Origin of the sequence: Microbacterium sp. cx-55, assembly GCF_021117345.1 — a bacterium.
In the GTDB taxonomy this organism is placed as follows: Bacteria; Actinomycetota; Actinomycetes; order Actinomycetales; family Microbacteriaceae; genus Microbacterium.
On record NZ_CP088261.1, the window covers coordinates 2,325,559 to 2,347,139 of the forward strand.

Consider the following 21,581-nt stretch of genomic DNA (forward strand, 5'->3'; position numbering starts at 1 on the left):
GTGCAACCAACCTCACCCCAAACCGTTCCGACCACGAAAACGCGATGTACTAAATCCAAAGATCAGCTGAAAGCACCTCATCAAATGTTCCACCCATGAGCTCCCAGCAGAAACATTCGTTCTGATCTGGGCTCTGTCACCCCAAAGGGTGCAGTGCTCCTTAGAAAGGAGGTGATCCAGCCGCACCTTCCGGTACGGCTACCTTGTTACGACTTAGTCCTAATTACCGATCCCACCTTCGACGGCTCCCTCCACAAGGGTTAGGCCACCGGCTTCAGGTGTTACCGACTTTCATGACTTGACGGGCGGTGTGTACAAGACCCGGGAACGTATTCACCGCAGCGTTGCTGATCTGCGATTACTAGCGACTCCGACTTCATGAGGTCGAGTTGCAGACCTCAATCCGAACTGGGACCGGCTTTTTGGGATTCGCTCCACCTCACGGTATTGCAGCCCTTTGTACCGGCCATTGTAGCATGCGTGAAGCCCAAGACATAAGGGGCATGATGATTTGACGTCATCCCCACCTTCCTCCGAGTTGACCCCGGCAGTATCCCATGAGTTCCCACCATTACGTGCTGGCAACATAGAACGAGGGTTGCGCTCGTTGCGGGACTTAACCCAACATCTCACGACACGAGCTGACGACAACCATGCACCACCTGTAAACGAGTGTCCAAAGAGTTCCGTATTTCTACGGCGTTCTCGAATATGTCAAGCCTTGGTAAGGTTCTTCGCGTTGCATCGAATTAATCCGCATGCTCCGCCGCTTGTGCGGGTCCCCGTCAATTCCTTTGAGTTTTAGCCTTGCGGCCGTACTCCCCAGGCGGGGAACTTAATGCGTTAGCTGCGTCACGGAATCCGTGGAATGGACCCCACAACTAGTTCCCAACGTTTACGGGGTGGACTACCAGGGTATCTAAGCCTGTTTGCTCCCCACCCTTTCGCTCCTCAGCGTCAGTTACGGCCCAGAGATCTGCCTTCGCCATCGGTGTTCCTCCTGATATCTGCGCATTCCACCGCTACACCAGGAATTCCAATCTCCCCTACCGCACTCTAGTCTGCCCGTACCCACTGCAGGCCCGAGGTTGAGCCTCGGGATTTCACAGCAGACGCGACAAACCGCCTACGAGCTCTTTACGCCCAATAATTCCGGATAACGCTTGCGCCCTACGTATTACCGCGGCTGCTGGCACGTAGTTAGCCGGCGCTTTTTCTGCAGGTACCGTCACTTTCGCTTCTTCCCTGCTAAAAGAGGTTTACAACCCGAAGGCCGTCGTCCCTCACGCGGCGTTGCTGCATCAGGCTTGCGCCCATTGTGCAATATTCCCCACTGCTGCCTCCGTAGGAGTCTGGGCCGTGTCTCAGTCCCAGTGTGGCCGGTCACCCTCTCAGGCCGGCTACCCGTCGACGCCTTGGTGAGCCATTACCTCACCAACAAGCTGATAGGCCGCGAGCTCATCCCTGACCGAAATTCTTTCCAACTACCGACCATGCGGCCGTAGCTCATATCCAGTATTAGCAGCTGTTTCCAACTGTTATCCCAGAGTCAGGGGCAGATTGCTCACGTGTTACTCACCCGTTCGCCACTGATCCAGAAAGCAAGCTTCCCTTCACCGTTCGACTTGCATGTGTTAAGCACGCCGCCAGCGTTCATCCTGAGCCAGGATCAAACTCTCCGTAAAAGAAAAATACTGACCAACCGGAATAAGGTCGGACAGCGAGTTTGAACTGACCAAAAGGATGCCATTACTGACAATCCATAACGCCAACCCCCAAAAAGGAGATTGGACTTGATCCAAAGGAATCTCCCTAGCCAAAGCTAGACGAGGTTATTTGGCATTTGACAAGTGCACGCTGTTGAGTTCTCAAGGATCGGACGCTCCCACCAGCTGACCTCACGGCCAACCCCGCAGGGCAACTTCACAATCGTATGGTCCGTTTCAGTCTCTGTCAACTCGGCGTTTCCGCCGGTTTGCGGTCACGTACCGGAGTACTCGACCGACTGAATCGGGCCTCCCTTCACCGACACACACCAGGAGGCGTGATGTTTAGAAGGGGGTTGTCGCTACTTGAGGGGAACGGGGCTTCAGCCTCTCCGTTCTTCCCTGTGGGGCGAACAAGTAAGAATTTACGTGGATCCCGGGGAGCGGGCAAATCCCGCCATCCCCCCGGGCGTGTCGCCCGTCTTTCCGCGGATCCGGGCCGCTCGTGCCGGATCCGCGCCCCGTGACGGCTCGGGACTCGACGATGGCGGTCACTCCCCGTGGCCGGTCGCACCGCCCGATAACGCAAGAAGACCCCCGACAAGCGGGGGTCTTCTTTTCGTTGGTGGACCTGAGGGGATTCGAACCCCTGACCTCCTCGATGCGAACGAGGCGCGCTACCAACTGCGCCACAGGCCCAAGAACCTCAACTACGTTAGCACGCACGAAACGGGCGTTCGTGCCACCGATCAGCCGGCCGCGCGGTGCTGCAGCATCCGGCGCACGTGCTCTTCGATCTCCGCGTCATCGACGTATCCCATCCGGGAGAACGCGGATGCGGCGGGCGCTGCTTCGACCGGACGCGCGGTCTCGATCGGGGTCGGCGCGGCCTTATCCGCCTGCACGCGCTTCGCCTCTTCGAGAGCTGCTCGTCGGAGTCGCTCTCGCGCGTCGGCGGCATCGCGCATGACCGCCGCAGCGGAACCCGCGGAAGAACTCAAGGGGCGCGGCAGCGTCCGCGGCTGCCAGGTCGGGCGATGCTCCACGGGCAGCGCCACATCCTGCACCTCGGCCACTCGGACCGCGGGCGCGACGACGGTCGCCCGCACCGCGGCACGGACGGCTACTCTCGCCATCCGGTGGAGGGTGTACGCGCTCAGCAGCACGCCCACTCCCCCGACCCACGCGAGTGTCGTCGCCCCCGCGGATATCCAGAGCCACACTCCGACGCCGGTCGCGAGCAGGGAGAGCCCACCCACTGTCGTCGCCGTCAAGCGGGCTGCTCGACGCGCTCGCACGATTCGCGCGGCCGGCGCCGCACGAACGGCTCTCGCCTCGGCCTTCGCCAGCTCGAGTTCGACGCGCGCACGTTCGAGTTCCGCTCGCTCCTTCTCGGCCTGCGTGCGACGGGCAAGCTTCTGCTGGGCGAGCGCGGTCCGTGCGTTCAGCTCCAGCCGCACTTCCTGCGGGGTCTCACTGGTCTCCGCGAGAACGCGGAGCGCCTGATTGAGTCGCACGGCATTGCGCTCGGACGCGTTGAAGAGGTGCCGACTGTGCCAGCTCGGCAGCAGATAGAGCATCCAGAGCGCGACCGCGACGAGGAAGATCACCCCGCCGCCCCACACCTGTCCGCCCATGCGGTCAACGCTAGGCGACGAGGCCGCGCACATCGCGCAGGGCGGGGCGTGTCGCGACGCTCATTCTCCGGCGGCCGCGCGGTCTTCTGGCGGAATGTCGGCCCAGTCCTTGGGCACCCGGTTCTCCGCCCAGCGCGCCAAGACCCCCTGCGGGACGTCTTCGCGCACCAGGGCGAACGCGTAATGGTCTCGCCAGTCGCCATCGATGTGGATGTACCGCCGACGAAGCCCCTCGTACCGGAACCCCAGCTTCTGCACGATGCGGAGGCTCGCGTGGTTCTCCGGACGGATGCAGATCTCCATCCGGTGCAGACGCATCTCCTCGAAGCACATGTCGGTCGCCATCGCCACTGAGATCGGCGTGATGTCGCGGCCGGCGTACTCCCGTGAGATCCAGTAGCCGATCGTCGCGGACGCGAGCGAACCGCGCGCGATGCCCCACACGTTGAGCTGACCGGTGACCTGCCCGTCGTACTCCATGACGAACGGCACCCCGGCGCCGTCGCGATGCTGCTGCAGAAGGCGCCGGATACCGATCTTCATGTCGAGCGAGACCGCACCATCCGGGCTCGTCGCCTCCCAGGGGCTCAACCAGGACCTATTGGTCATCAGGTGGTCCTGAAGAACGCGCGCATCGCGATTGCGGATGAGCCGGATCGACACCGGCCCGTACGTCCGCGATGCCGTCAATTCCACGGTGGGGTGTCCTGACTGGTCAGAGACCGGCCGCGAAGTCCTTCAGCCACGGGCGCAGCTCCGGGCCGAGGTCGTCGCGATCGGAGGCGAGCTGCACGATCGCCTTGATGTAGTCGAGCTTGTCGCCCGTGTCGTAGCGACGGCCACCGAAGATGACGCCGTACACACCCTTCTCCGGGTCGATCGCCAGTTCCTGCAGAGCATCGGTGAGCTGGATCTCGCCGCCCTTGCCGGGTTCCGTGTGCTCGAGCACCTCGAAGACGTCGGGCCCGAGGACGTACCGGCCGATGATCGCGAGGTTGGACGGAGCGTCTTCCTTCTTCGGTTTCTCCACCAGACCGGTGACCTTCACGATGCCGTCGTCATCGGTCGCCTCGACCGCGGCGACACCGTAGAGGTGCACGCTGTCGGGGTCGACCTCCATGAGGGCGATGATGCTAGCGCCGCGCTTGTCGTACTCCGAGAGCATTGTGGTGAGCAGCGGATCGCGCTCGTCGATCAGGTCGTCGCCGAGCAACACCGCGAAGGGATGGTCGCCGACGTGGGCCTGCGCGCGCAGCACGGCGTGCCCGAGTCCCTTGGGCTCGCCCTGACGCACCATGTGCACGTCGGCGAGGTCGGAGGAGTGCTCCACCTTGGCGAGCTTGTCTTCGTCGCCCTTCTCACGCAGTTTCGCCTCGAGCTCGGGCATCGAATCGAAGTGGTTCGCAATGTTGTTCTTGTTGCGACCGATGATGATGAGCACGTCGCTGATGCCGGCATTCGCCGCTTCTTCGACGACGTACTGGATGGCGGGCTTGTCGACCACCGGCAGCATCTCTTTCGGCATGGCCTTCGTGGCCGGCAGGAAACGAGTGCCGAGACCGGCAGCGGGGATCACGGCTTTAAAGGGCTTATGCGACATGGGCCGATCCTATCGGGCGGGGGAACTTAGACTCGTCTGCATGTCGGACGTGATAGATCAGGCCAAGCGGGCGCTGCGAGCGGACCTGAGGGAACGTCGTCAGAACCTCACGGATGCTGCCCGGGAGGCCGCCGCCGGGGGTATCGCCGAGCAGCTCGACGCGCTCGTGGCCGCCACCGGTGCGACGAGCGTCTCGTGCTTCCTGTCGATGACGACCGAGCCCGACACCCGTCGTTTCGTCCGCGGGGCCGTCGGACGCGGCATCCGCGTGCTCCTCCCCGTCACCCGCGTCGACGGATTGCTCGATTGGGCCGTCGCGACCGCCGACGGCGAGATCGCCGAGGGCCTGTTCGGACTGCCCGAGCCCGTCGGCGAACTGCTCGGGCCGATCGCGGTCAACGACGTCGACCTCATGATCATCCCCGCCGCCGCAGTCGACCGGCACGGGATGCGGCTCGGCTGGGGACGCGGTTACTTCGACAAGACGATCGGCTCGATGGAGGGCTGCCCGCCGGTGTACGCGGTCATCTTCGACTCCGAGCTCGTCGACGACGTGCCCCGCGACAAGCACGACCAACCTGTTTCCGGCGTCGTGACGCCGACCCGTACCGTTGACCTGCGTCGCGCAGGCTGATTACCCGTTCCAGGAGCACGATGCCCACCTACGCCTACGCCTGCAAGTCCTGCGGCCACCGTTTCGACGCCGTTCAGGCGTTCTCCGACTCGGCGCTGACCGAGTGCCCCGTCTGCGGGGGTGAGCTGCGCAAGCAATACGGTTCGATCGGTGTCACCTTCAACGGATCCGGTTTCTACCGCACCGACTCCCGGGCAGCGGCCGGCGGCTCGTCGAGCTCGAACGGCTCGTCGAACAGCGAGAAGAAGTCCGACTCCAGCAGCTCCACGGGTGGTGGGTCGGGCGCGAGTTCGGCATCATCGACGTCAGGGACGACGTCGTCTTCCGCACCCGCGGCATCCTGACCGTCTCGCCCGACATCGATAGGAGCATCTGATGATCAAGGGTTTCAAAGAGTTCATCATGCGCGGTAACGTCATCGACCTCGCGGTCGCTGTCGTCATCGGCGCGGCGTTCACCGCGATCATCAACGCGATCGTCACGGGGCTCATCAACCCGCTGATCGGCGTGATCTTCCAGCTCGGCGACATGTCGACCTGGGTGTGGGCCGTGCCGACGCTCTCGGGTAGCACGTCGAACTTCCTCATCGGACCGATCCTGACCGCGCTGATCAACTTCGTGGCCGTTGCGGCGATCGTGTACTTCGTGTTCGTCTTCCCGATGAACAAGTGGAAGGAACGCCAGGCGGCCCGCGCGGGCGTGACCGAGCCCGAGGAGTCGAAGCTGCCCACCGAGCAGGAGCTCCTCATCCAGATCCGCGACCTGCTCGAGAAGCAGAACAAGCCCTCGCTCTGAGACCACTCAGCGCCGCGCGATTCGCCCCGCGAGCGCCTTAGTAATGCGGGGGAACGTCACGCCGCATCCGCTCATCGTTCGGACCTCCGTCCGACGGGGCGGATGCGGCGTCGTCGCGTTCGGGAAGGTCCGGGGCGTCGACGGCCCCGGGCGCCGGGGTCAGCTTGGCCCGTCGCGATCCGCGTACCCGTTCGACGCGCTGACGCGGCTCACTCGATGACATCGATCGGCTGGGTCGAGGCGTGCTCTCCGCCGCCGATCCCGAGCAGACCCGCGACGCGTGCCGCGACGGAGGCGGGATCGCTGTACAGGTCGAAGGCGTGCACGCGCACGTAGTGCCAGCCGAGGCGGCGCAGGATCTGGGGGCGCAGGCGCAGCGATTCGCGGAGCGACTCGTCCCGGGTCTCCGGATCGCACTCCACCACGACGGCCTTGCCCTCGTGATGGGCGACCAGCGGCAGGAGGCCGCGGTAGTCGATGTCGACGTCGACGCCCAGGGCCCGGAGCTCGCGGGCGAGGACGCGCGTGGTCGCGTCGGCGAGATCTTCGAGTCGGTGCTCGCGATCGCGCGCGGCCACTCCCCCGAGGATACTCATGAGTGTGGCGGCGCCGTGCTCGAGCCGGCCGTCTTCGAAGGCGGTCGGTCGGATCGACGAGACCACGACCATCGAGCGACGGGCACGGGTCATGCCGACGGTCAGCAGTCGCTCACCGTCGGGGGTGGAGAGGTCGCCGAAGTCGCTGAGGACGCGGCCGTGCTTGGTGAGACCGAACCCGAGCGACAGAATCACGCGGTCGCGGCTCTCTGCGACGGATTCCTCGAGGGTGAGCACGGCGAACGGCTCGGCGGTGTCGCGCGAGACGAACTCCGCGACGTCGGAGCGTCCCGCGAACGCCGCGTCGACGGCCGCACGGATGCGTTCCGCGTGCCGGCGGCTGGGAGTGACGACCATGAGCGACTCGGCGCCGCGCTGCACTGCGTGCTCGATGACGAGCGTCACGATGCGGCGGACCTCCGCATCCGGACTCTCGACCGCACCGGAGATGGGATCGGGGGTTCCGGTGCCGCCCTCGACGTAGTCGATGCTGAGGCTGCCGCGTCCGAGATAGGACCCGGCCCACGGGAGGGAGACGATCTCGCCGCCGTAGAACGCGTCGTTCACGAGCCGGGCGAGGTCTTCGCCGCCGGCCCGGTACGAGCGCGTGAGGGTGGCGACGTCGACGAGTCCGGCGAGGCGCTCGAAGACCGAGGTCTCATCGAACGGCTCATCGAATTCGTCGGACTCGGTGCGAACCCCGGCCCCCACCGCGAACGGGGTGGGCTTCTGCGTCACCGGGTCACCGAACACGACGACCTGGCGGGCGCGGCGAAGCGCAGGGGCGGCCTCAGCGAGGCAGAGGGCAGCCGCATCCGCGATGATCACGACATCGAAGGCCGGGGCCTCGGGAATGTCGGGCACTTCGTACGGCGACGCGAGCCACACCGGCGCGAGGACTTTGAGGAGTGTCGGCGCCGTGCGGACGAGCTGGTCCGGATCGGAGACACCGTTCTTCAGCGCCTGCTTGAGCGCGGCCGCTTCACCGGCGTAGTCGACGATGCCGATCTTCCATTGCGTGGCGAGCTGGGCAGCCAGGAGCGGACCGGATGCGGCCGCGTGCGCTTCGTCGACGAGCCGGAAGTCCCGTTCGAGCCGGTCGAGCACCGCAGTGTTCGCGCCGAGCAGCGCGCGGTCGGTGCGCAGCAGGTGCTCGAGGGCCGACTGCCACCACGCGAACTCGAGCTCGGCGGAGACGTGCTCTTCCGGTACGTGCCGCACCGAGAGCTCGGTGAGCAGCGGGGCGAGGCCGGCGCGATCGAGCTCGCTGCGGAGCGTCGCGCGCTCGACCAGGTTCTCGAAGTACTCGGACTCGGCGCCAAGGCCGGCCAGCGTGCGCATGAGGTGGGCGACGGGCAGTGAGGCGAGGCGCGCAGACTCCCGGCGACGCAGGATCTCATCGAGTTCGCCGAGCTGCGCGTGCACGCGCTGCCAGGCGACGTGCACGTCCGCCAGACCGGTAGGCACCTCGGGCATGACGCCCGCCTCGACCAGCCGCTGCCAGTCGGCGCGCTGCTGCTGGATGCGGACGAGGGCCTCGTACATGTCGCCGACGTGGACGCCCGCACGCACGTACTCGCGCGACAGCCGCTTGAGCCGGCGACGGTTGGCACTGCTCATCGACGCGGCGTCGCGCTTGGGCGAGTGCGCCTGGATGAGCTCGATCAGGGGGCGCTCGAACACCGACGGCGAGAACTTGTCGAGCGTCTCGCGGATGCCCTGCAGCAGGCGTAGGTACTCGCCGAGTTCGTCGACCGTGCGGAACGGCCGCATCCGGGTCTGCGCGATGAGCTCGTAGCCGCGCTCGAGCAGGTTCGGCACGTCCTGTCCGCTGAGTCGACCGGCGACCGCGTGCGCGGCGCGGGCCGCAACGGTCGTTTCGAACGAGACGCCGTACCAGGGCGAATCGTCGGGGCCGAAACGGAACTCGCCGAGTTTCGCCGCGGCCACGAGCTTCGCGGCTGCGATGTGACGGTTGTCGCGCAGGCGCTGCAGCGTCGCGATGTCGAAGCGCGCGGTGGTCGAGGGCGCCGTGTCGAGAGTGGTGAGCTCGGTGAGCCGGCGCACGACATCGAGCGCGGACGCGCCGAGGCTCGGATGCTGCACGGTCAGGGCACCGCGGTAGTCCCGGAGCACCGTGCGCAAACGCACGAGCGCGTCGTCGATGTCGGACACCTTCGGCTGCGTGGCCTTCTCGTTGCGGCCGATCGCGCGGATGAGGTCGCGGTGCAGCTGGCGCGGGGTGACCGCGAGGCCGTCGAGACCGATGCCAGCGAGCCGGTGGCGCACGCCGTCGAGCGTCGAGCGGCGAGCGCTGACGACCAGCACCCGCTTTCCGCTCTGCACGAGGGCGCCGACGGCGTTGATGACGGTCTGCGTGCCGCCCGTTCCGGGCAGCGTGTGCACGGCGAGCGAGTGCCCGGCGGCGATGCGCGCCAGCACGGCTTCCTGCTCGGCATCCGCGTCCAGAAGAAGCGTGTCGGCGGCCGGAGTGCGGTCGTCGGGGCTCGTCACCGTGGGCAGTGCCGGACGCAACGAGAGTCGCTCGCGATCCGCGATGTGTCCGCCGAGGGCGTTCAGCACCGGGTGGTCGAGGTCGGCCGTATCGCGCGCCATCCCCGAGCCGACGTCGGCGAAGGTCGAGACGACGAGCCGCGGCGTGACGGTGAAGGTGGGCACGTGCGTCGTCAGCGCGCGCAGGTGGTCGATGACCGGCTGCGGGCGGAAAACGTTGCCGTCGTGCGCGAGGGACGCGAGGGCCACCGGGTCGAGGTGGATGCCGAAGTGCGTGCCGAGCGCGCGAACCAGCTCCGGGTTCACGGTGAACGCGCCGCGGAGCTTCAGCTCGAAATCGGTGTGATGGCGGCGGATGGCCAGCGGACGGAGCAGCACCGGCGCCGTGCAGACGATCCCGCCGATGCGCCAGGACGCCATCCCGACGGCGAGCGCCACCGTCTCGAGGCCGCGGGCCGTACGCAGTTCGACGTTCTTCGCCGTGATGCGCTCGGCCGCCAACCGTGCGGTGCGAAGCGCCACCTCGTCGCGGTACAGGTTCGACAGAAGAGTGGAGCGGCCGGTCAGGAACTGCGGCAGGCTCCCCGGGTGGGCCTTGTTGATGTCGATGCCGTGCTCGGACGTGTCCTCGTAGAAGAGGAGTGTCGACTTGCCACCCAGTAGCGCCGCCTGCGCGCGCACGCGGGCGCGCTCGGGCTCCGCCGCATTCGCCACGCTGACCCCGGGCTCGGCGACGCCAAGATCGCCGGGGCGAACGGGATGCGTCGCCTCGACGTCGTCCTTGCCGGCTGTCGCCGTACCTTCTCCACGCCACACACGAGTCACCTTAGGCGTGAGAACGCCGCCTACCGCTCATTCCCGCCCGGGTTTCGCGCTATTGGGCGACTCGCCGGTCTGATCGGCTGTTCCTCCCCAGGCGACGAATCGTCCCGATCCATCCCCCACTCGCCGCTTCGCCGATCGGATGCGAGTGTCCGCCGCAATGATGGGGATATGACGACCGCGACCTTCCGCATCCACCCGACTCCGGTGGGCGATGCACTCCTTCTCCATTCGGCTGCGGGCCTGATCGGGCTCGAGATCCTCGACGCACCCCTCGGTGCCGCGCTCGAACCGTGGGTCGGCGCGCTCCGCTCCGTCCCCGTGCACGACGAGGCCGCGGGAGATGAGACCGCCCGGCAGCTCGATGAGTACTTCGACGGCGATCGGTCGGACTTCGATCTGCCGGTCGATCTGTCGGCGGTGAACGGGTTCCATCGGCTCGCGCTCGAGGCCGTGCGCCGCATCCCGTACGGCGAAACCGCCAGCTACGGCGAAGTCGCCATCTCCGCCGGCACCGCAGGCGCCGCGCGCGCCGTCGGCACCGCCTGCCGGCTGACCCCGATCTCGCTCGTCGTTCCCGTCCATCGCGTCGTCCGCGCCGACGGGTCGATCGGCGAGTACGGCGGGCGACCTGAGATCAAGCGCTACCTGCTCGATCTCGAGGGCACGCATCGTCCGGCGGGCGTGTAGGCCGCCCGCCGGACGATGTCGCTCAGTGGTCGGTCGCCTTCTCGGCGCCGAATCCCGTCAGCGATCGCACGTCCATCTCCGCAGCCTTGCGGGGGTCTTCGACCCGGCGAGACGTCACCGACCCGAGCCAGCCGAGGAAGAAGCCGAGCGGGATCGACACGATGCCGGGGTTGTTCAACGGCCAGATCGCCACGCCGACGTTCTTGAACACGCTCGTCTCCGTCCCCCAGAACACGGGCGACAGCACGATGAGGATGATCGCCGCAGCGAGGCCGCCGTACATGCTCCACACCGCACCGCGGGTCGAGAACCGACGCCAGAACAGCGAGAACAAAATCGTCGGCAGGTTGGCCGATGCCGCCACCGCGAACGCGAGTGCCACGAGGAACGCGACGTTCTGACCCTGCACCCCGATCCCACCGATGATGGCGAGGATGCCGATGACGATCACGGTCCGTCGCGCGACCTTCACCTCACCATCCGGCGGCACGTTGCCCTTCTTCACGACGCTCGCGTAGATGTCGTGAGCGAAGGATGCCGCGGCCGTGATCGTGAGACCCGCCACCACCGCGAGGATCGTCGCGAAGGCGACCGCGGAGATGAAGCCGAGTAGCACCGGGCCTCCGAGGTAGAGCGCGAGGAGCGGCGCCGCGGAATTGACCCCGCCCGGGGCAGCCGCGATGGTCTCCGGCCCGACGAGCGCACCGGCGCCGTATCCGAGCACGAGGGTCAGCAGGTAGAAGAGGCCGATGAGCCAGATGGCCCAGACGACGGATCGCCGCGCCTCTTTCGCGGTGGGCACCGTATAGAAGCGCATCAGCACGTGCGGGAGTCCGGCCGTACCGAGCACGAGAGCGATCGCCAGCGAGATGAAGTCCCACGGGTTCTTGCCGTACTGGAGTCCGGGGCCGAGCACCTTGTCACCCTGCGGCGACGCGGCGACCGCGCTCTCGAGGAGAGTGTTGAGGTTGAACCCGTTGATCGCCAGCACCCACACCGTCATCACGACCGCGCCGCCGATGAGCAGGAACGCCTTGACGATCTGCACCCAGGTGGTTCCCTTCATTCCGCCGATCAACACGTAGACGATCATGAGGAGCCCCACCACGGCCACGACGATCGACTGACCGATCTTGTCGTTGATCCCGAGCAGCAGCGACACGAGGCCACCGGCGCCGGCCATCTGCGCGAGCAGATAGAAGAAGCACACGGCGAGTGTCGTGATGGCCGCCGCCATCCGGACCGGGCGCTCTTTGAGGCGGAAGGAAAGCACGTCGGCCATCGTGAATCGGCCGGTGTTGCGCATGAGTTCGGCGACGAGCAGCAGCGCGACCAGCCACGCCACGAGGAAGCCGATCGAATAGAGGAATCCGTCGTAGCCGTTGATGGCGATCGCGCCGCAGATACCGAGGAAGGATGCCGCCGACAGATAGTCGCCGGCGATGGCGAACCCGTTCTGCGGTCCGGTGAAAGAGCGGCCCGCGGCGTAGTAATCGGCTGCGGTCTTGTTGTTGCGTGATGCGCGAATGACGATGAACAACGTCACCGCCACGAACGCCGCGAAGATGGAGATATTCAGGACGGGGTCGTTCTCCACGGTCTGCACGGCCGTGTGGATGGCGCCGAATACGTCGTTCATGCGTTGCCTCCGGTGCGACGCTCGAGGTCTTCACGGATTGCGCGTGACTGCGGGTCGAGTTTCTTGTTCGCGTATGCGACGTAGCCCATCGTGATGGCGAAGGTCGTCACGAACTGCCCGAGTCCGAGCAGAAGCCCCACGGTGATGTCTCCCGATACGCGCTGCGACATGAATTCCCCCGCGAAGGAGGAGAGCAGCACGTAGGCGAAATACCAGACGAGGAAGGCGATGGCGAGCGGGAACACGAAGCTCCGCTGACTCTTCTTCAACCTCTGGAACTGTTCGGACTCTTCGACCGCGATGTAGTCGACACCGTCGTGCGATGCCGATCGATCATGCTCGTCAGTCATGTGGCCTCCTTGCCTCATGGCGGTGGCGCATCGTTGCGCCGTCACCCCCGCGGCAGGTTCTTGCCCGGTGGTATGGTCGACGCTACGAAGACCGGCGACGATGCCGACACCTCCGGAAGTAGGTAGCGCAGCGTGGTGCACCTCGGCTCCATCAGCGGTCAGCAGCTCCTTTCTCGTGCCGTCCACGACCTCGTGCGACGCACGCGCTTTCCCGTGGCCTTCGGCGGACTCGTCGAAGATCACGCCGTCCGCGTGACGTCGATCGTCGGCGCGCGGGGGCGCAGTATCGAAGGCCTGATCGTCGAGAAAGCCCGCGGACTCGGGGGGCGCGCGCTGATCGAGGGGCGACCACGGCTGACGCTCGACTACCGCACTGCGCGCGGCATCACCCACGACTACGACCGGGCGATCCTCGGCGAAGGGATCGCAACGCTGTTCGCGGTGCCGGTGGTCGCGGCCGGACGCGCGCGGGCGATGGTCTACTGCGGATCGTGGTCGGAATCGGCGGTCGACGAGGGCGCCGCTCGACCCGCGCTCCGGATCGCCGACGAGTTCGCCACCGAACTCCGCATCCGGGATGAAGTGTCTCGCCGCCTCGACCAGGCGTCGTCGGGAACGGCCCCCGACGCGGACGGGCTCGACGGTGCCGCACGGGAAGAGGTGCGCGAGAGCTTCGCCGAACTGCGCAGCATCGCGGCGACCGTGACGGATGCGGAATTGCGCGCGCGCCTGACACATGTCGAGCAGCGCCTCGCCGCTGTCGCCCGCGGCGACGCCGCACCATCGGACCCGGCAGTGCAGCTGTCACCGCGCGAAGTGGATGTGCTCGCCTGCGCCGCGCTCGGCGCGACGAACTCGGAGATCGCCGCGGAGCTCGCGCTACGAGAAACGACGGTGAAGTCCTACCTCGGCGCCGCGATGTCGAAACTCGACGCGTCGACGCGGCACGCAGCGGTTGCAAAAGCGCGCCGCGCGGGCCTCCTCCCCTGACCCACTCCCTTCACGCGCCACAGCTGCACGCTTTCCACGTCGTATTCCGCGCATTCACGACACAGGAACCGGGGAATGCCGGGTGCGGAGAATGCGAAAAGCCATACCGCACAGGAAACGATGTTGTGCAATTCGGCAAGCGCTCATAATTTGCGCACTAAGGTGGCGACATGGCACGCAGAATTGTTCATCAGCTTGTAGACGACTTCGACGGATCGGTTCTCGAGGTGGGTGAGGGCGAGACCGTCCTTTTCTCCCTCGACGGCACCGCATATGAGATCGACCTGTCCAGCGAGAATGCGACCGCTCTTCGTGAGGCGTTCGCCCCGTACCTCTCCGCCGCACGCAGCGTCTCATCGTCGCGTTCTAGCGGGTCGAGCAGCGCGGGTCGCCCGCGTCGCCGCGCGGAGCAGCGCGACTACACCGAGATCCGCGCGTGGGCGAAGGCCAACGGGCACCAGGTCTCGGAGCGCGGTCGGGTTCCTTCCGCGGTGCTCGAGGCATACGACGCCGCGCACTGACCGCAGTGTTCGCGCGCAGCCCGTTTGCGGTTGACGCGCGAGCACTGATCTGTTCGGAACGGGCACCCGGGTGTCGTGCGGGGGACCTCAGCGGCGGGCGCGCAGCGCATCCTCGACGCGGCGCACGGCCGCGACGCCACCCTCGGCGAGCGCGACGCGCTCCGCGGGGCGTTCGAGGTAGAACCGCACGATAGCCGCGACCTCGTTCGGATCAGAACCCAGCGCGAGCATCGGCGCGAGAACCGGGCGCCCTGCTCCCCCGCGCGGCACGAGCGACAGCTTCGCCACGGGGCCGGCGGCGACGCTCACGTCGGCGAGATCTTCCCAGCGCCAGTCCACGCCCGCGGAGCCCCGGATGCCGCGCAGCCGCTCGGTCGTCAACTCCAACCCGGCGGGCACCCGCACCCGCCACAGCTGCACCGCGAGAGTCACGAGCCCCAGGATCCCAAGCGCGTAAGGGGCGCGGGAGACGATGCCGCCCGACATCGTCGGAAGGCCCTGGGTGTCGACGACAAGCTGCGCGATCCCGGGAAGAAGAAGCGCGACCGCGACGGCGAACATCGGGAGGGTCGCTGCGGCGGGAGGAGCGAATCGCAGGCCGGCCGCATCCTCGTCCACGCGCACGACCCGGGGTTCGATCGCACCGAACATGCGGTGGAGCGAGATGCCGATTGTCAGGATCGTGACCGCCAACGCGCCCATCACCAACCGGAATCCCCCTCGGCCATCGGCGACGGCGAGGAACGCCGGCAGCAGGGCGACCGCCGTCACCAGCCACGCCAATGCCCGCGGGTTCCGACCGTTCGGGTACACCGGCGCCCGCTGCCCGTCGGCGGGCAGCACCCGGGGACTCATCCGCTGCAGGCTCATTCGCTCATCATCCCCCGGGCACCGGGCGAGAACGGGGCGAGGGAGGGGTGTATCCCTCGAGACGTGGCGGTCCGCCGGTGAAGAAGTCGTCGATCGTCTCACGGGAGTCCAGAGGCACCGCCGCTTCCCACAACCAGCGCGCGCCCGATCCGACGGCGATGCCGCCGACCACGACACCGCCGATGACCCAGCCGACCGGGTTGCTGCCGAGCGCGACCGCGATGCCGCCGGCAGCGGCGCCGCCGGCGAGCCCTCCCGCCGCCCCGCCCGCTGCCTCGGCGACACCGGAGCTGAGCGAACCGCCATCCGCCACATCCGAGGCGATCGAGACGACCTCGAGAACCGTGCCCGCGACGGGGATGACCTTCGCGAACCGCGAGACGCGACCGATCTGCTCGGCGATCTCTTCGGCACCCGCGGCCATCGCTCTCGGGTCGGCCGCCTCGGCTGCCGCACGAACCGCAGGGTTACCCGACCGCAGCTGGTTCCGGAAGGTCTCGGCCGAATCCTGCAGCGTGTCGTGCTGCGTGCGCCACTCGCCGAGGGTGTCGCTGTTGAACCGGTCGTAGCCGTCCAGCACCGCACCGGCCAGATCGTCGTTGCCGGGCGCAGACAACGCGTCGACGGTTCCGGAGAGTTCTCGCAGCTCCTCGACCCGCTCGACGAGCGGAACGATGTTCTCACCGATCCAGACGTCCAGCTGACCCATGGTCGTTCCGACCTGGGTGCCGAGGTCGTTGTAGCTGGCGACCTTGTCGGTGTAGTCCTCGTACTCCTCGAGATCCTCGGCGGGAGCGCCGGGCGCCGGGCAGTACTGCAGATTCGTCGTCGGCGGGAAGACCGTGTCGCCCACGACCTGGAGGCCCACCTCCCCCGCCTGGAACAGAAGCGTCTCGAAGTCCTCCTGTGCGCGTTCGAGACGGTTCGCGTAGGCACGGAAGACCTCGGTCGCGTCGCCGAGGAACCCGGGAACGCCCATCGCGCGGCTCCGAACCGTCCCGACCGTGTCACGCCAGGAACTGCCCGATTCTCCGGTCCAGTAGTAGTTCGAGTCGCTCCAGACGGCGGTCAGCTCGACGTCCGTGTCGGTCATGCTCGATTTCACGGAGTCGAGCCAGTCCGCGACGGCACGCACGCTCTCCGGCGAGCCCGGCATCTTCACCTGGATCGACATCAGCCCTCCAGCTCCGCCTCGAGGCCGGACAGGTCGTCGGCGATTTCCGCGTCCGCGGCCAAGGAATCCGCCAGTACCTCGTTTGTGATCGCGGCGATCAACCGCACCGCGCCGGCGTACTCGTTCGCCGCTTCCGCGCCGGCAGACGAGATGAAGCCGATCATGGCGGATGCGGCGCCTGCATCCGCCGGTCCCGGAATGTCGGCGAGAGCCGCGTCGAGGTCGTCGACGTAGGTCACGACGTCGCCCATCCGCCGTTCCATGTTGTCGCGGTCGATGTAGATCGGATCGCTCATGCGAGACGCCCGTCGACGATCTGGGTGAACGGGATGTCGAGATCGAACGCGACAACGTCGAATGGCTGACCCTCACGGATGGTGCCGAGTTCGGAGGTCATCAGCAGCATCCACGGCTGGTTCTTGCCGCACTTGTCAGCGAGGCGATCGAGCGCCGTGTACGCGAGGAGTCCGCGGCGACCGTCGGCGAGCTTTCGCACGACGGCCATCTGCCCCTCGCTCTCGGGGTTGTCGATCAGCGGCAGATAGAGCGCCGGCGGCACGATGACCTCCGGCTGCTCGATATGTGCGTCTTCTCGGATCCAGCGCGCCATCCGGTTCCCCCCACCTCGACTCGTGTGCCGACGAGTCTAACCAGGGCGTGCGGCCCGGAAGACCCCCTGTGCACGAAGCGTGCACCGTCGGCAAGTCCGCGCGCGCAGGTGCGCGGACCGCCTAGCGTTGCAGTACCACCTCCTCTTCCGAAGGGATCTGATGAGCGACTCCGAGGACCAGCTGCCGGACGAGATCAGCTACGACGAACAGCGGTATCCCGCTCGTCCGCGTCGGCTCCGTCCCCGCGATCAGCTGAAGCGGAGTGCGGTCAAACGCTTCACGGCCGACCCGCGCACCGCGAACGGCACGAACCCGGCGTACGTCGAGTGGCTGGTGCGTCAGTCGATGCTGAAGGATGCGGACGTGCTCGGCCGTCAGCTCTCCGGTCAGCCGTCGATGTGGCGAAACCCCTATGCGCGCCCGGATGCGCGCCGCGCGATCGAGACCACGAACGTCTGGTTCACGGCCTACCCGATCTCGCTCATCACCCGCCCCGGTGAATCGTTCCTGCAGTCGCTCGGCGACGAGGCCCTGTGGGAGGCGTTCGAGGCGATCGGCATCACCGGCATCCACACCGGTCCGGTCAAGCGCGCCGGCGGCATCTCCGGATGGCAGGAAACGCCGAGCGTCGACGGTCACTTCGACCGCATCAGCACGCAGATCGACCCCGAGTTCGGCGATGAGAACGCCTTCCGCCGCCTCGCGGACGTGGCCGATGCGCACGGCGGCAGCGTCATCGACGACATCGTTCCCGGCCACACGGGCAAGGGCGCGGACTTCCGTCTCGCCGAGATGGCGTACAAGGACTACCCCGGGATCTACCACATGGTGGAGATCCCGCCGGAGGACTGGAGCCTTTTGCCGGATGTGCCGGAGGGGCACGATTCGGTCAACCTCGATCGCGACCGGGAGCGCGAGCTGAGCGAGCGCGGCTACATCATCGGCGAGCTGCAGCGCGTCATCTTCTATACGCCCGGTGTGAAAGAGACGAACTGGAGCGCGACCTCCCCCGTCATCGGTCCGGATGGTGTCGAGCGCCGCTGGGTGTACCTGCACTACTTCAAGGAGGGCCAGCCGTCGATCAACTGGCTCGACCCCACTTTCTCGGGCATGAAGCTGGTCATCGGCGATGCCCTGCACTCGCTCGGCGACCTCGGCACGAGTGCGCTGCGCCTGGACGCGAACGGCTTCCTCGGTGTGGAGAAGAGCGCGGAGGGTCTGCCGGCCTGGTCGGAGGGGCACCCGCTGTCGCAGGCCGCGAACCACATCATCGCCGGCATGGTGCGAAAGGTCGGCGGCTTCACCTTCCAAGAGCTCAACCTGACGATGGAAGACATCCGCGACACGGCGGCCGTCGGCGCAGACCTCTCTTATGACTTCGTGACGCGTCCCGGCTACCACCACGCGCTCGCGACCGGCGACACCGAGTTCTTGCGCCTCGCGCTCACCACATCGCTCGCGACCGGAGTCGAGCCGGCCCAGCTCGTGCACGGGATGCAGAACCACGACGAACTGACCTACGAGCTCGTGCACTGGGCGACCACGCACCACGAGGACGTGTTCCCGTTCCGACACGGCGAGATCACCGGCGGCGAGCTCGCGCGGCTCGTGCGCGCGGAGCTGACCGAGGTCCTCACCGTCCGCGCCGACTACAACCTGGTTTTCACGCAGAACGGCATCGCGTGCACGACGGCGTCGCTGATCGCGGCGACGCAGGGCTTCGAGCGGCTCGGAGACATCACCCCGGATGCGGTCTCCGGCATTCGGGCCGCGCACCTGCTGCTCGCGAAGTACAACGCCTGGCAGCCCGGTGTGTTCGCGCTCTCCGGCTGGGACCTCACCGGGTCGCTGACGCTGCCGGCCGGTGAGGTCGCAGGACTCATCGCCTCGGGCGACACCCGCTGGATCGAGCGCGGCGCGCACGACCTGCTCGACGTCGCTCCCGAGGCGACGCGCTCGCTCGCCGGCGTACCGCGCGCGCAGGCGCTCTACGGACCGCTTCCCGACCAGCTCGGCGACCCGGACTCGTTCGCCTCGCGACTTGGCGGGCTTCTCCGCATCCGCGAAGAGTCGGACATCGCGATCGCGTCGCAGATCGACATCCCGCAGGTGGCGCACCCGAGCATGCTCGTGATGGTGCATCGCCTCGACGGCGGGGATGCGGCGAAGCGCGACGCGGCGATCCAGATCACCGTGCTCAACTTCTCGGCCGAGGCCATCGATGGCACGGTGCGCTCGGAGAGCCTCGTGCCGCGCTCCCCCGTCACCGATGCCGAGAGCGGCGAGAACGTCGGGCGCGTGGACGATCTGCAGAGCTTCCCGCTGCACCTCGGCCCGTACGAGGGACGGTTCCTCGTGCTCGGCGAACCCGAGGTGGAGGAATTCCACCCGATCACCCGGGCGATGCCGATCATTACGGGCGTCTGAGCGCCGGGCGCCGCCCGGACTTAAGCACGGCGCGGGCCCTTTTGCCGAACGGGGTCGGCGGGTACCGTATCTGCCATGCAACGTGAGACCGATGAGGCTTCGCAGATCGACGCCGTCGTCCACCGTCTGGGCGAACGTTTTCCCGATATCGATCCCCCGGTCATCGAGGCCGCGGTGTCGTCGAGTCTGAGAGATCTCGCCGCCGCACGCGTGCGTGATTTCGTGCCGGTACTCGCGGAGCGTTCGGCGAAGCAGAAGCTTCGGCTCCAGGCGTCGGCGTAACGCGGCGGTAGCAGCGTGAGTGTCTGGGACGCTCGCGCTGACGTCGCGCAACTGAGCATCGACCGTTTCTTCGGGGCCGGCGAGCGCCGGATGGTGCACACGACCTACCCGCCGCGGCTTCGCGAGCCGTTCCACTACTGGTGGCTCGCACACCTCGTCGACGTGCGCCTCGACGCCTTCGCGCGCACGGGGGCGAGCGCCTGGGCGGGTAATGCGCGTCGGGTGGCGCGCAGCATCCGGAACCGCAACCACGGATCGCTGTTCAACGACTACTTCGACGACATGCTCTGGTACGCGCTCGCGCTCGACCGGATGCACACGCTCACGGGCGATGAGCGCGCGGGTGAGAACGCTCGGGCGCTCTGGGAGCACTGCGTGCAGCACGGCTGGAACGACACGCACGGCGCGAGCATGGCGTGGCGGAAGCAGCAGCTCGACTACAAGAACACGCCGGCGAACGGTCCGTTCGTGATTCTGTCGGCGCGGCTCGGGGCACGCGGCGACGCGCGGGCGCTCGAGTACGCGGGCCGGGGATTCGAGTGGCTGACCACGCGGATGCGGGGTGCCGACGGCATGGTGCTCGACGGTGTGAACCGCGCGGGCGACGGCCGCGTCGATGGGTGGCGGTTCACCTACAACCAGGGTGTGTACGTCGGTGCGGCCACCGCCGTGTTCGAGGCGACGGGTGACCGTGCGCCCCTCGGGCGGGCCTTGGAGACCGCATCGGCTGCCATCGCGCAGTTGACGGCGGGCGGGGTGTTCGTCGGCGAGGACGACGGCGGAGACGCCGGGCTGTTCCGCGGGATCTTCTACCGCTACCTGGGTGGGTTATTGCCTCACATGGGGGCGGATGCGGCGGCCCCGCTCGCCGACTTCGTTCGCGGGAGCACGGATCAGCTCTGGGCGCACGGGCTGCGCGACGGGCGACTGCTCGCGGGCGATGACTGGCGCGAGCCGGCGACGGGGCGCATCGCGCTCTCGACGCAGTTGAGCGCGGTGATGGCGCTGGAGGTGCGGGCAGCTCTGGAGCGATCCGAGCTCACGCCGCGCGAGTCGGCCGCACGATGACGCTGATCTGCCGTCGAATCTGATCCAGGATTTCGGGCGGGGTGCGCGGGAGGTACACGCTCGCGGTCGTGGTGACGTGGATGATCGACGTGATCACGCGGGCGAGGGTTGCCGCATCCGACGTGGTGATGCCGACGTCACCGGCGAGGACACCCGCGATTCCTTCTTCGAGCTGCACAGCGATGGCGAGGCCGGTGCGGCGATGGGTCTCGGTGGGGTCGCCGAAGACGAGTTCGTTGAGGTAAGTGCGGCCGTTTTCGGGGTGCTCGCGGATGCATCCGACGACCGGCTCCAAAAGCGCGAGCACGGTACCGACCGTGTCATCACCCTGGCAGCGACGCGCCGCCGCGAGGCCGTCGTCGATGGCGTTCTCGAACTTCTGGTTCTGCACCAGGATCAGCAGCTCCGCCTTTGTTACGGCGTAGAGGTACAGGGTACCGATGGCGACATCGGCGCGGTCGGCGATCTGCTGGGTCGTGACTCGCCCGACGCCGCGTTCGGCGAACAGCGCTCGCGCCGCATCCATGATCCGTCGTTGTTTGTCTGCCTTTGCTCGTTCTCGGCGGCTCGGCCGATTCGGATTCTCGGTCATGACGTCCTCCCCTTGACAACTTTACTGAGTCGCCTCATAATTGAGCTTACTCGGCTCGCGGCG

General features: G+C 67.1%; 20 protein-coding genes, 1 tRNA gene and 1 rRNA gene. 9 read left to right on the forward strand and 13 right to left on the reverse strand.

Going from position 1 to position 21,581, the window contains the following annotated elements; genetic code table 11:
- Positions 1 to 164: 164 nt before the first annotated feature.
- The 5 genes from LQ938_RS10950 to galU form a co-directional block, all read right to left on the reverse strand.
- Positions 165 to 1,685: ribosomal RNA gene (locus tag LQ938_RS10950) — 16S ribosomal RNA — on the reverse strand.
- Between the two features lie 644 nt (positions 1,686 to 2,329).
- Positions 2,330 to 2,405, reverse strand: a tRNA-Ala gene (locus LQ938_RS10955).
- A gap of 50 nt (positions 2,406 to 2,455) precedes the next feature.
- On the reverse strand, positions 2,456 to 3,343 hold the full coding sequence (locus LQ938_RS10960) for a large exoprotein (RefSeq protein WP_223723027.1): 888 nt from the start codon (positions 3,341 to 3,343) through the stop codon (positions 2,456 to 2,458).
- 60 nt (positions 3,344 to 3,403) lie between these two features.
- Positions 3,404 to 4,039 carry a GNAT family N-acetyltransferase gene (locus tag LQ938_RS10965; RefSeq protein ID WP_223723026.1) on the reverse strand — a complete coding sequence of 212 codons (636 nt, stop codon included), beginning with the start codon at positions 4,037 to 4,039 and terminating at the stop codon, positions 3,404 to 3,406.
- Between the two features lie 19 nt (positions 4,040 to 4,058).
- Positions 4,059 to 4,943 carry a UTP--glucose-1-phosphate uridylyltransferase GalU gene (gene galU / locus LQ938_RS10970; RefSeq protein WP_223723025.1) on the reverse strand — a complete coding sequence of 295 codons (885 nt, stop codon included), beginning with the start codon at positions 4,941 to 4,943 and terminating at the stop codon, positions 4,059 to 4,061.
- Between the two features lie 40 nt (positions 4,944 to 4,983).
- On the opposite strand from galU, the gene LQ938_RS10975 reads away from it, so the two are divergent.
- Genes LQ938_RS10975 through mscL form a run of 3 tightly spaced genes read left to right on the forward strand, consistent with a single transcriptional unit; the run spans position 4,984 to position 6,372 of the window.
- Entirely contained in the window at positions 4,984 to 5,577 is a 594-nt protein-coding gene (locus LQ938_RS10975; RefSeq protein WP_223723024.1) for a 5-formyltetrahydrofolate cyclo-ligase, read from the forward strand.
- Positions 5,578 to 5,597: 20 nt separating this feature from the next.
- Positions 5,598 to 5,921 carry an FmdB family zinc ribbon protein gene (locus LQ938_RS10980; protein WP_223723023.1) on the forward strand — a complete coding sequence of 108 codons (324 nt, stop codon included), beginning with the start codon at positions 5,598 to 5,600 and terminating at the stop codon, positions 5,919 to 5,921.
- Between the two features lie 31 nt (positions 5,922 to 5,952).
- The gene (gene mscL / locus LQ938_RS10985) at positions 5,953 to 6,372 is read left to right on the forward strand and encodes a large conductance mechanosensitive channel protein MscL (RefSeq protein ID WP_223723022.1); all 420 of its coding nucleotides are present in this window, start codon (positions 5,953 to 5,955) and stop codon (positions 6,370 to 6,372) included.
- A gap of 209 nt (positions 6,373 to 6,581) precedes the next feature.
- Here mscL and LQ938_RS10990 read toward each other — a convergent pair whose 3' ends face one another.
- The gene (locus LQ938_RS10990) at positions 6,582 to 10,298 is read right to left on the reverse strand and encodes an AAA family ATPase (RefSeq protein WP_223723021.1); all 3,717 of its coding nucleotides are present in this window, start codon (positions 10,296 to 10,298) and stop codon (positions 6,582 to 6,584) included.
- 177 nt (positions 10,299 to 10,475) lie between these two features.
- Between LQ938_RS10990 and LQ938_RS10995 the strand changes: the two genes are divergently transcribed.
- Positions 10,476 to 10,994: a methylated-DNA--[protein]-cysteine S-methyltransferase gene (locus LQ938_RS10995; protein ID WP_223723020.1), complete on the forward strand. Its 519-nt coding sequence runs from the start codon at positions 10,476 to 10,478 to the stop codon at positions 10,992 to 10,994.
- 22 nt (positions 10,995 to 11,016) lie between these two features.
- On the opposite strand, the gene LQ938_RS11000 is transcribed toward LQ938_RS10995, so the two are convergent.
- Together LQ938_RS11000 and LQ938_RS11005 are read right to left on the reverse strand one after the other, a co-directional pair.
- On the reverse strand, positions 11,017 to 12,633 hold the full coding sequence (locus tag LQ938_RS11000; RefSeq protein WP_223723019.1) for a solute symporter family protein: 1,617 nt from the start codon (positions 12,631 to 12,633) through the stop codon (positions 11,017 to 11,019).
- The gene (locus LQ938_RS11005) at positions 12,630 to 12,983 is read right to left on the reverse strand and encodes a DUF485 domain-containing protein (RefSeq protein ID WP_223723018.1); all 354 of its coding nucleotides are present in this window, start codon (positions 12,981 to 12,983) and stop codon (positions 12,630 to 12,632) included. The genes LQ938_RS11000 and LQ938_RS11005 overlap by 4 nt, the downstream gene beginning before the upstream one ends.
- 132 nt (positions 12,984 to 13,115) lie before the next feature.
- On the opposite strand from LQ938_RS11005, the gene LQ938_RS11010 reads away from it, so the two are divergent.
- Both LQ938_RS11010 and LQ938_RS11015 read left to right on the forward strand, forming a co-directional pair.
- On the forward strand, positions 13,116 to 13,973 hold the full coding sequence (locus LQ938_RS11010; protein WP_223723017.1) for a LuxR C-terminal-related transcriptional regulator: 858 nt from the start codon (positions 13,116 to 13,118) through the stop codon (positions 13,971 to 13,973).
- 170 nt (positions 13,974 to 14,143) lie between these two features.
- Entirely contained in the window at positions 14,144 to 14,494 is a 351-nt protein-coding gene (locus tag LQ938_RS11015; protein WP_223723016.1) for a histone-like nucleoid-structuring protein Lsr2, read from the forward strand.
- 87 nt (positions 14,495 to 14,581) lie between these two features.
- On the opposite strand, the gene LQ938_RS11020 is transcribed toward LQ938_RS11015, so the two are convergent.
- The 4 genes from LQ938_RS11020 to LQ938_RS11035 are packed head-to-tail and all read right to left on the reverse strand — an operon-like array spanning position 14,582 to position 17,148.
- The gene (locus tag LQ938_RS11020) at positions 14,582 to 15,364 is read right to left on the reverse strand and encodes a hypothetical protein (protein ID WP_223723015.1); all 783 of its coding nucleotides are present in this window, start codon (positions 15,362 to 15,364) and stop codon (positions 14,582 to 14,584) included.
- Positions 15,365 to 15,371: 7 nt separating this feature from the next.
- Complete coding sequence (locus LQ938_RS11025) at positions 15,372 to 16,538, reverse strand: hypothetical protein (protein ID WP_223723014.1); 1,167 nt, start codon at positions 16,536 to 16,538, stop codon at positions 15,372 to 15,374.
- Positions 16,538 to 16,834, reverse strand: a complete 297-nt coding sequence (locus LQ938_RS11030; RefSeq protein ID WP_223723013.1) for a hypothetical protein — start codon at positions 16,832 to 16,834, stop codon at positions 16,538 to 16,540. The genes LQ938_RS11025 and LQ938_RS11030 overlap by 1 nt, the downstream gene beginning before the upstream one ends.
- The gene (locus LQ938_RS11035) at positions 16,831 to 17,148 is read right to left on the reverse strand and encodes an SAV_915 family protein (RefSeq protein WP_223723012.1); all 318 of its coding nucleotides are present in this window, start codon (positions 17,146 to 17,148) and stop codon (positions 16,831 to 16,833) included. The genes LQ938_RS11030 and LQ938_RS11035 overlap by 4 nt, the downstream gene beginning before the upstream one ends.
- A 160-nt stretch (positions 17,149 to 17,308) precedes the next feature.
- Between LQ938_RS11035 and treS the strand changes: the two genes are divergently transcribed.
- The 3 genes from treS (at position 17,309) to LQ938_RS11050 (ending at position 20,926) form a co-directional block, all read left to right on the forward strand.
- Positions 17,309 to 19,576: a maltose alpha-D-glucosyltransferase gene (gene treS / locus LQ938_RS11040; RefSeq protein ID WP_223723011.1), complete on the forward strand. Its 2,268-nt coding sequence runs from the start codon at positions 17,309 to 17,311 to the stop codon at positions 19,574 to 19,576.
- Positions 19,577 to 19,651: 75 nt separating this feature from the next.
- The gene (locus tag LQ938_RS11045) at positions 19,652 to 19,858 is read left to right on the forward strand and encodes a three-helix bundle dimerization domain-containing protein (RefSeq protein ID WP_223723010.1); all 207 of its coding nucleotides are present in this window, start codon (positions 19,652 to 19,654) and stop codon (positions 19,856 to 19,858) included.
- Positions 19,859 to 19,873: 15 nt separating this feature from the next.
- Positions 19,874 to 20,926: a glycoside hydrolase family 76 protein gene (locus LQ938_RS11050; protein ID WP_223723009.1), complete on the forward strand. Its 1,053-nt coding sequence runs from the start codon at positions 19,874 to 19,876 to the stop codon at positions 20,924 to 20,926.
- On the opposite strand, the gene LQ938_RS11055 is transcribed toward LQ938_RS11050, so the two are convergent.
- A complete protein-coding gene (locus LQ938_RS11055) occupies positions 20,898 to 21,518 on the reverse strand; it encodes a TetR/AcrR family transcriptional regulator (RefSeq protein WP_223723008.1) in 621 nt (206 codons plus the stop codon). The two genes, LQ938_RS11050 and LQ938_RS11055, sit on opposite strands and share 29 nt — an antisense overlap.
- Between the last annotated feature and the right edge of the window lie 63 nt (positions 21,519 to 21,581).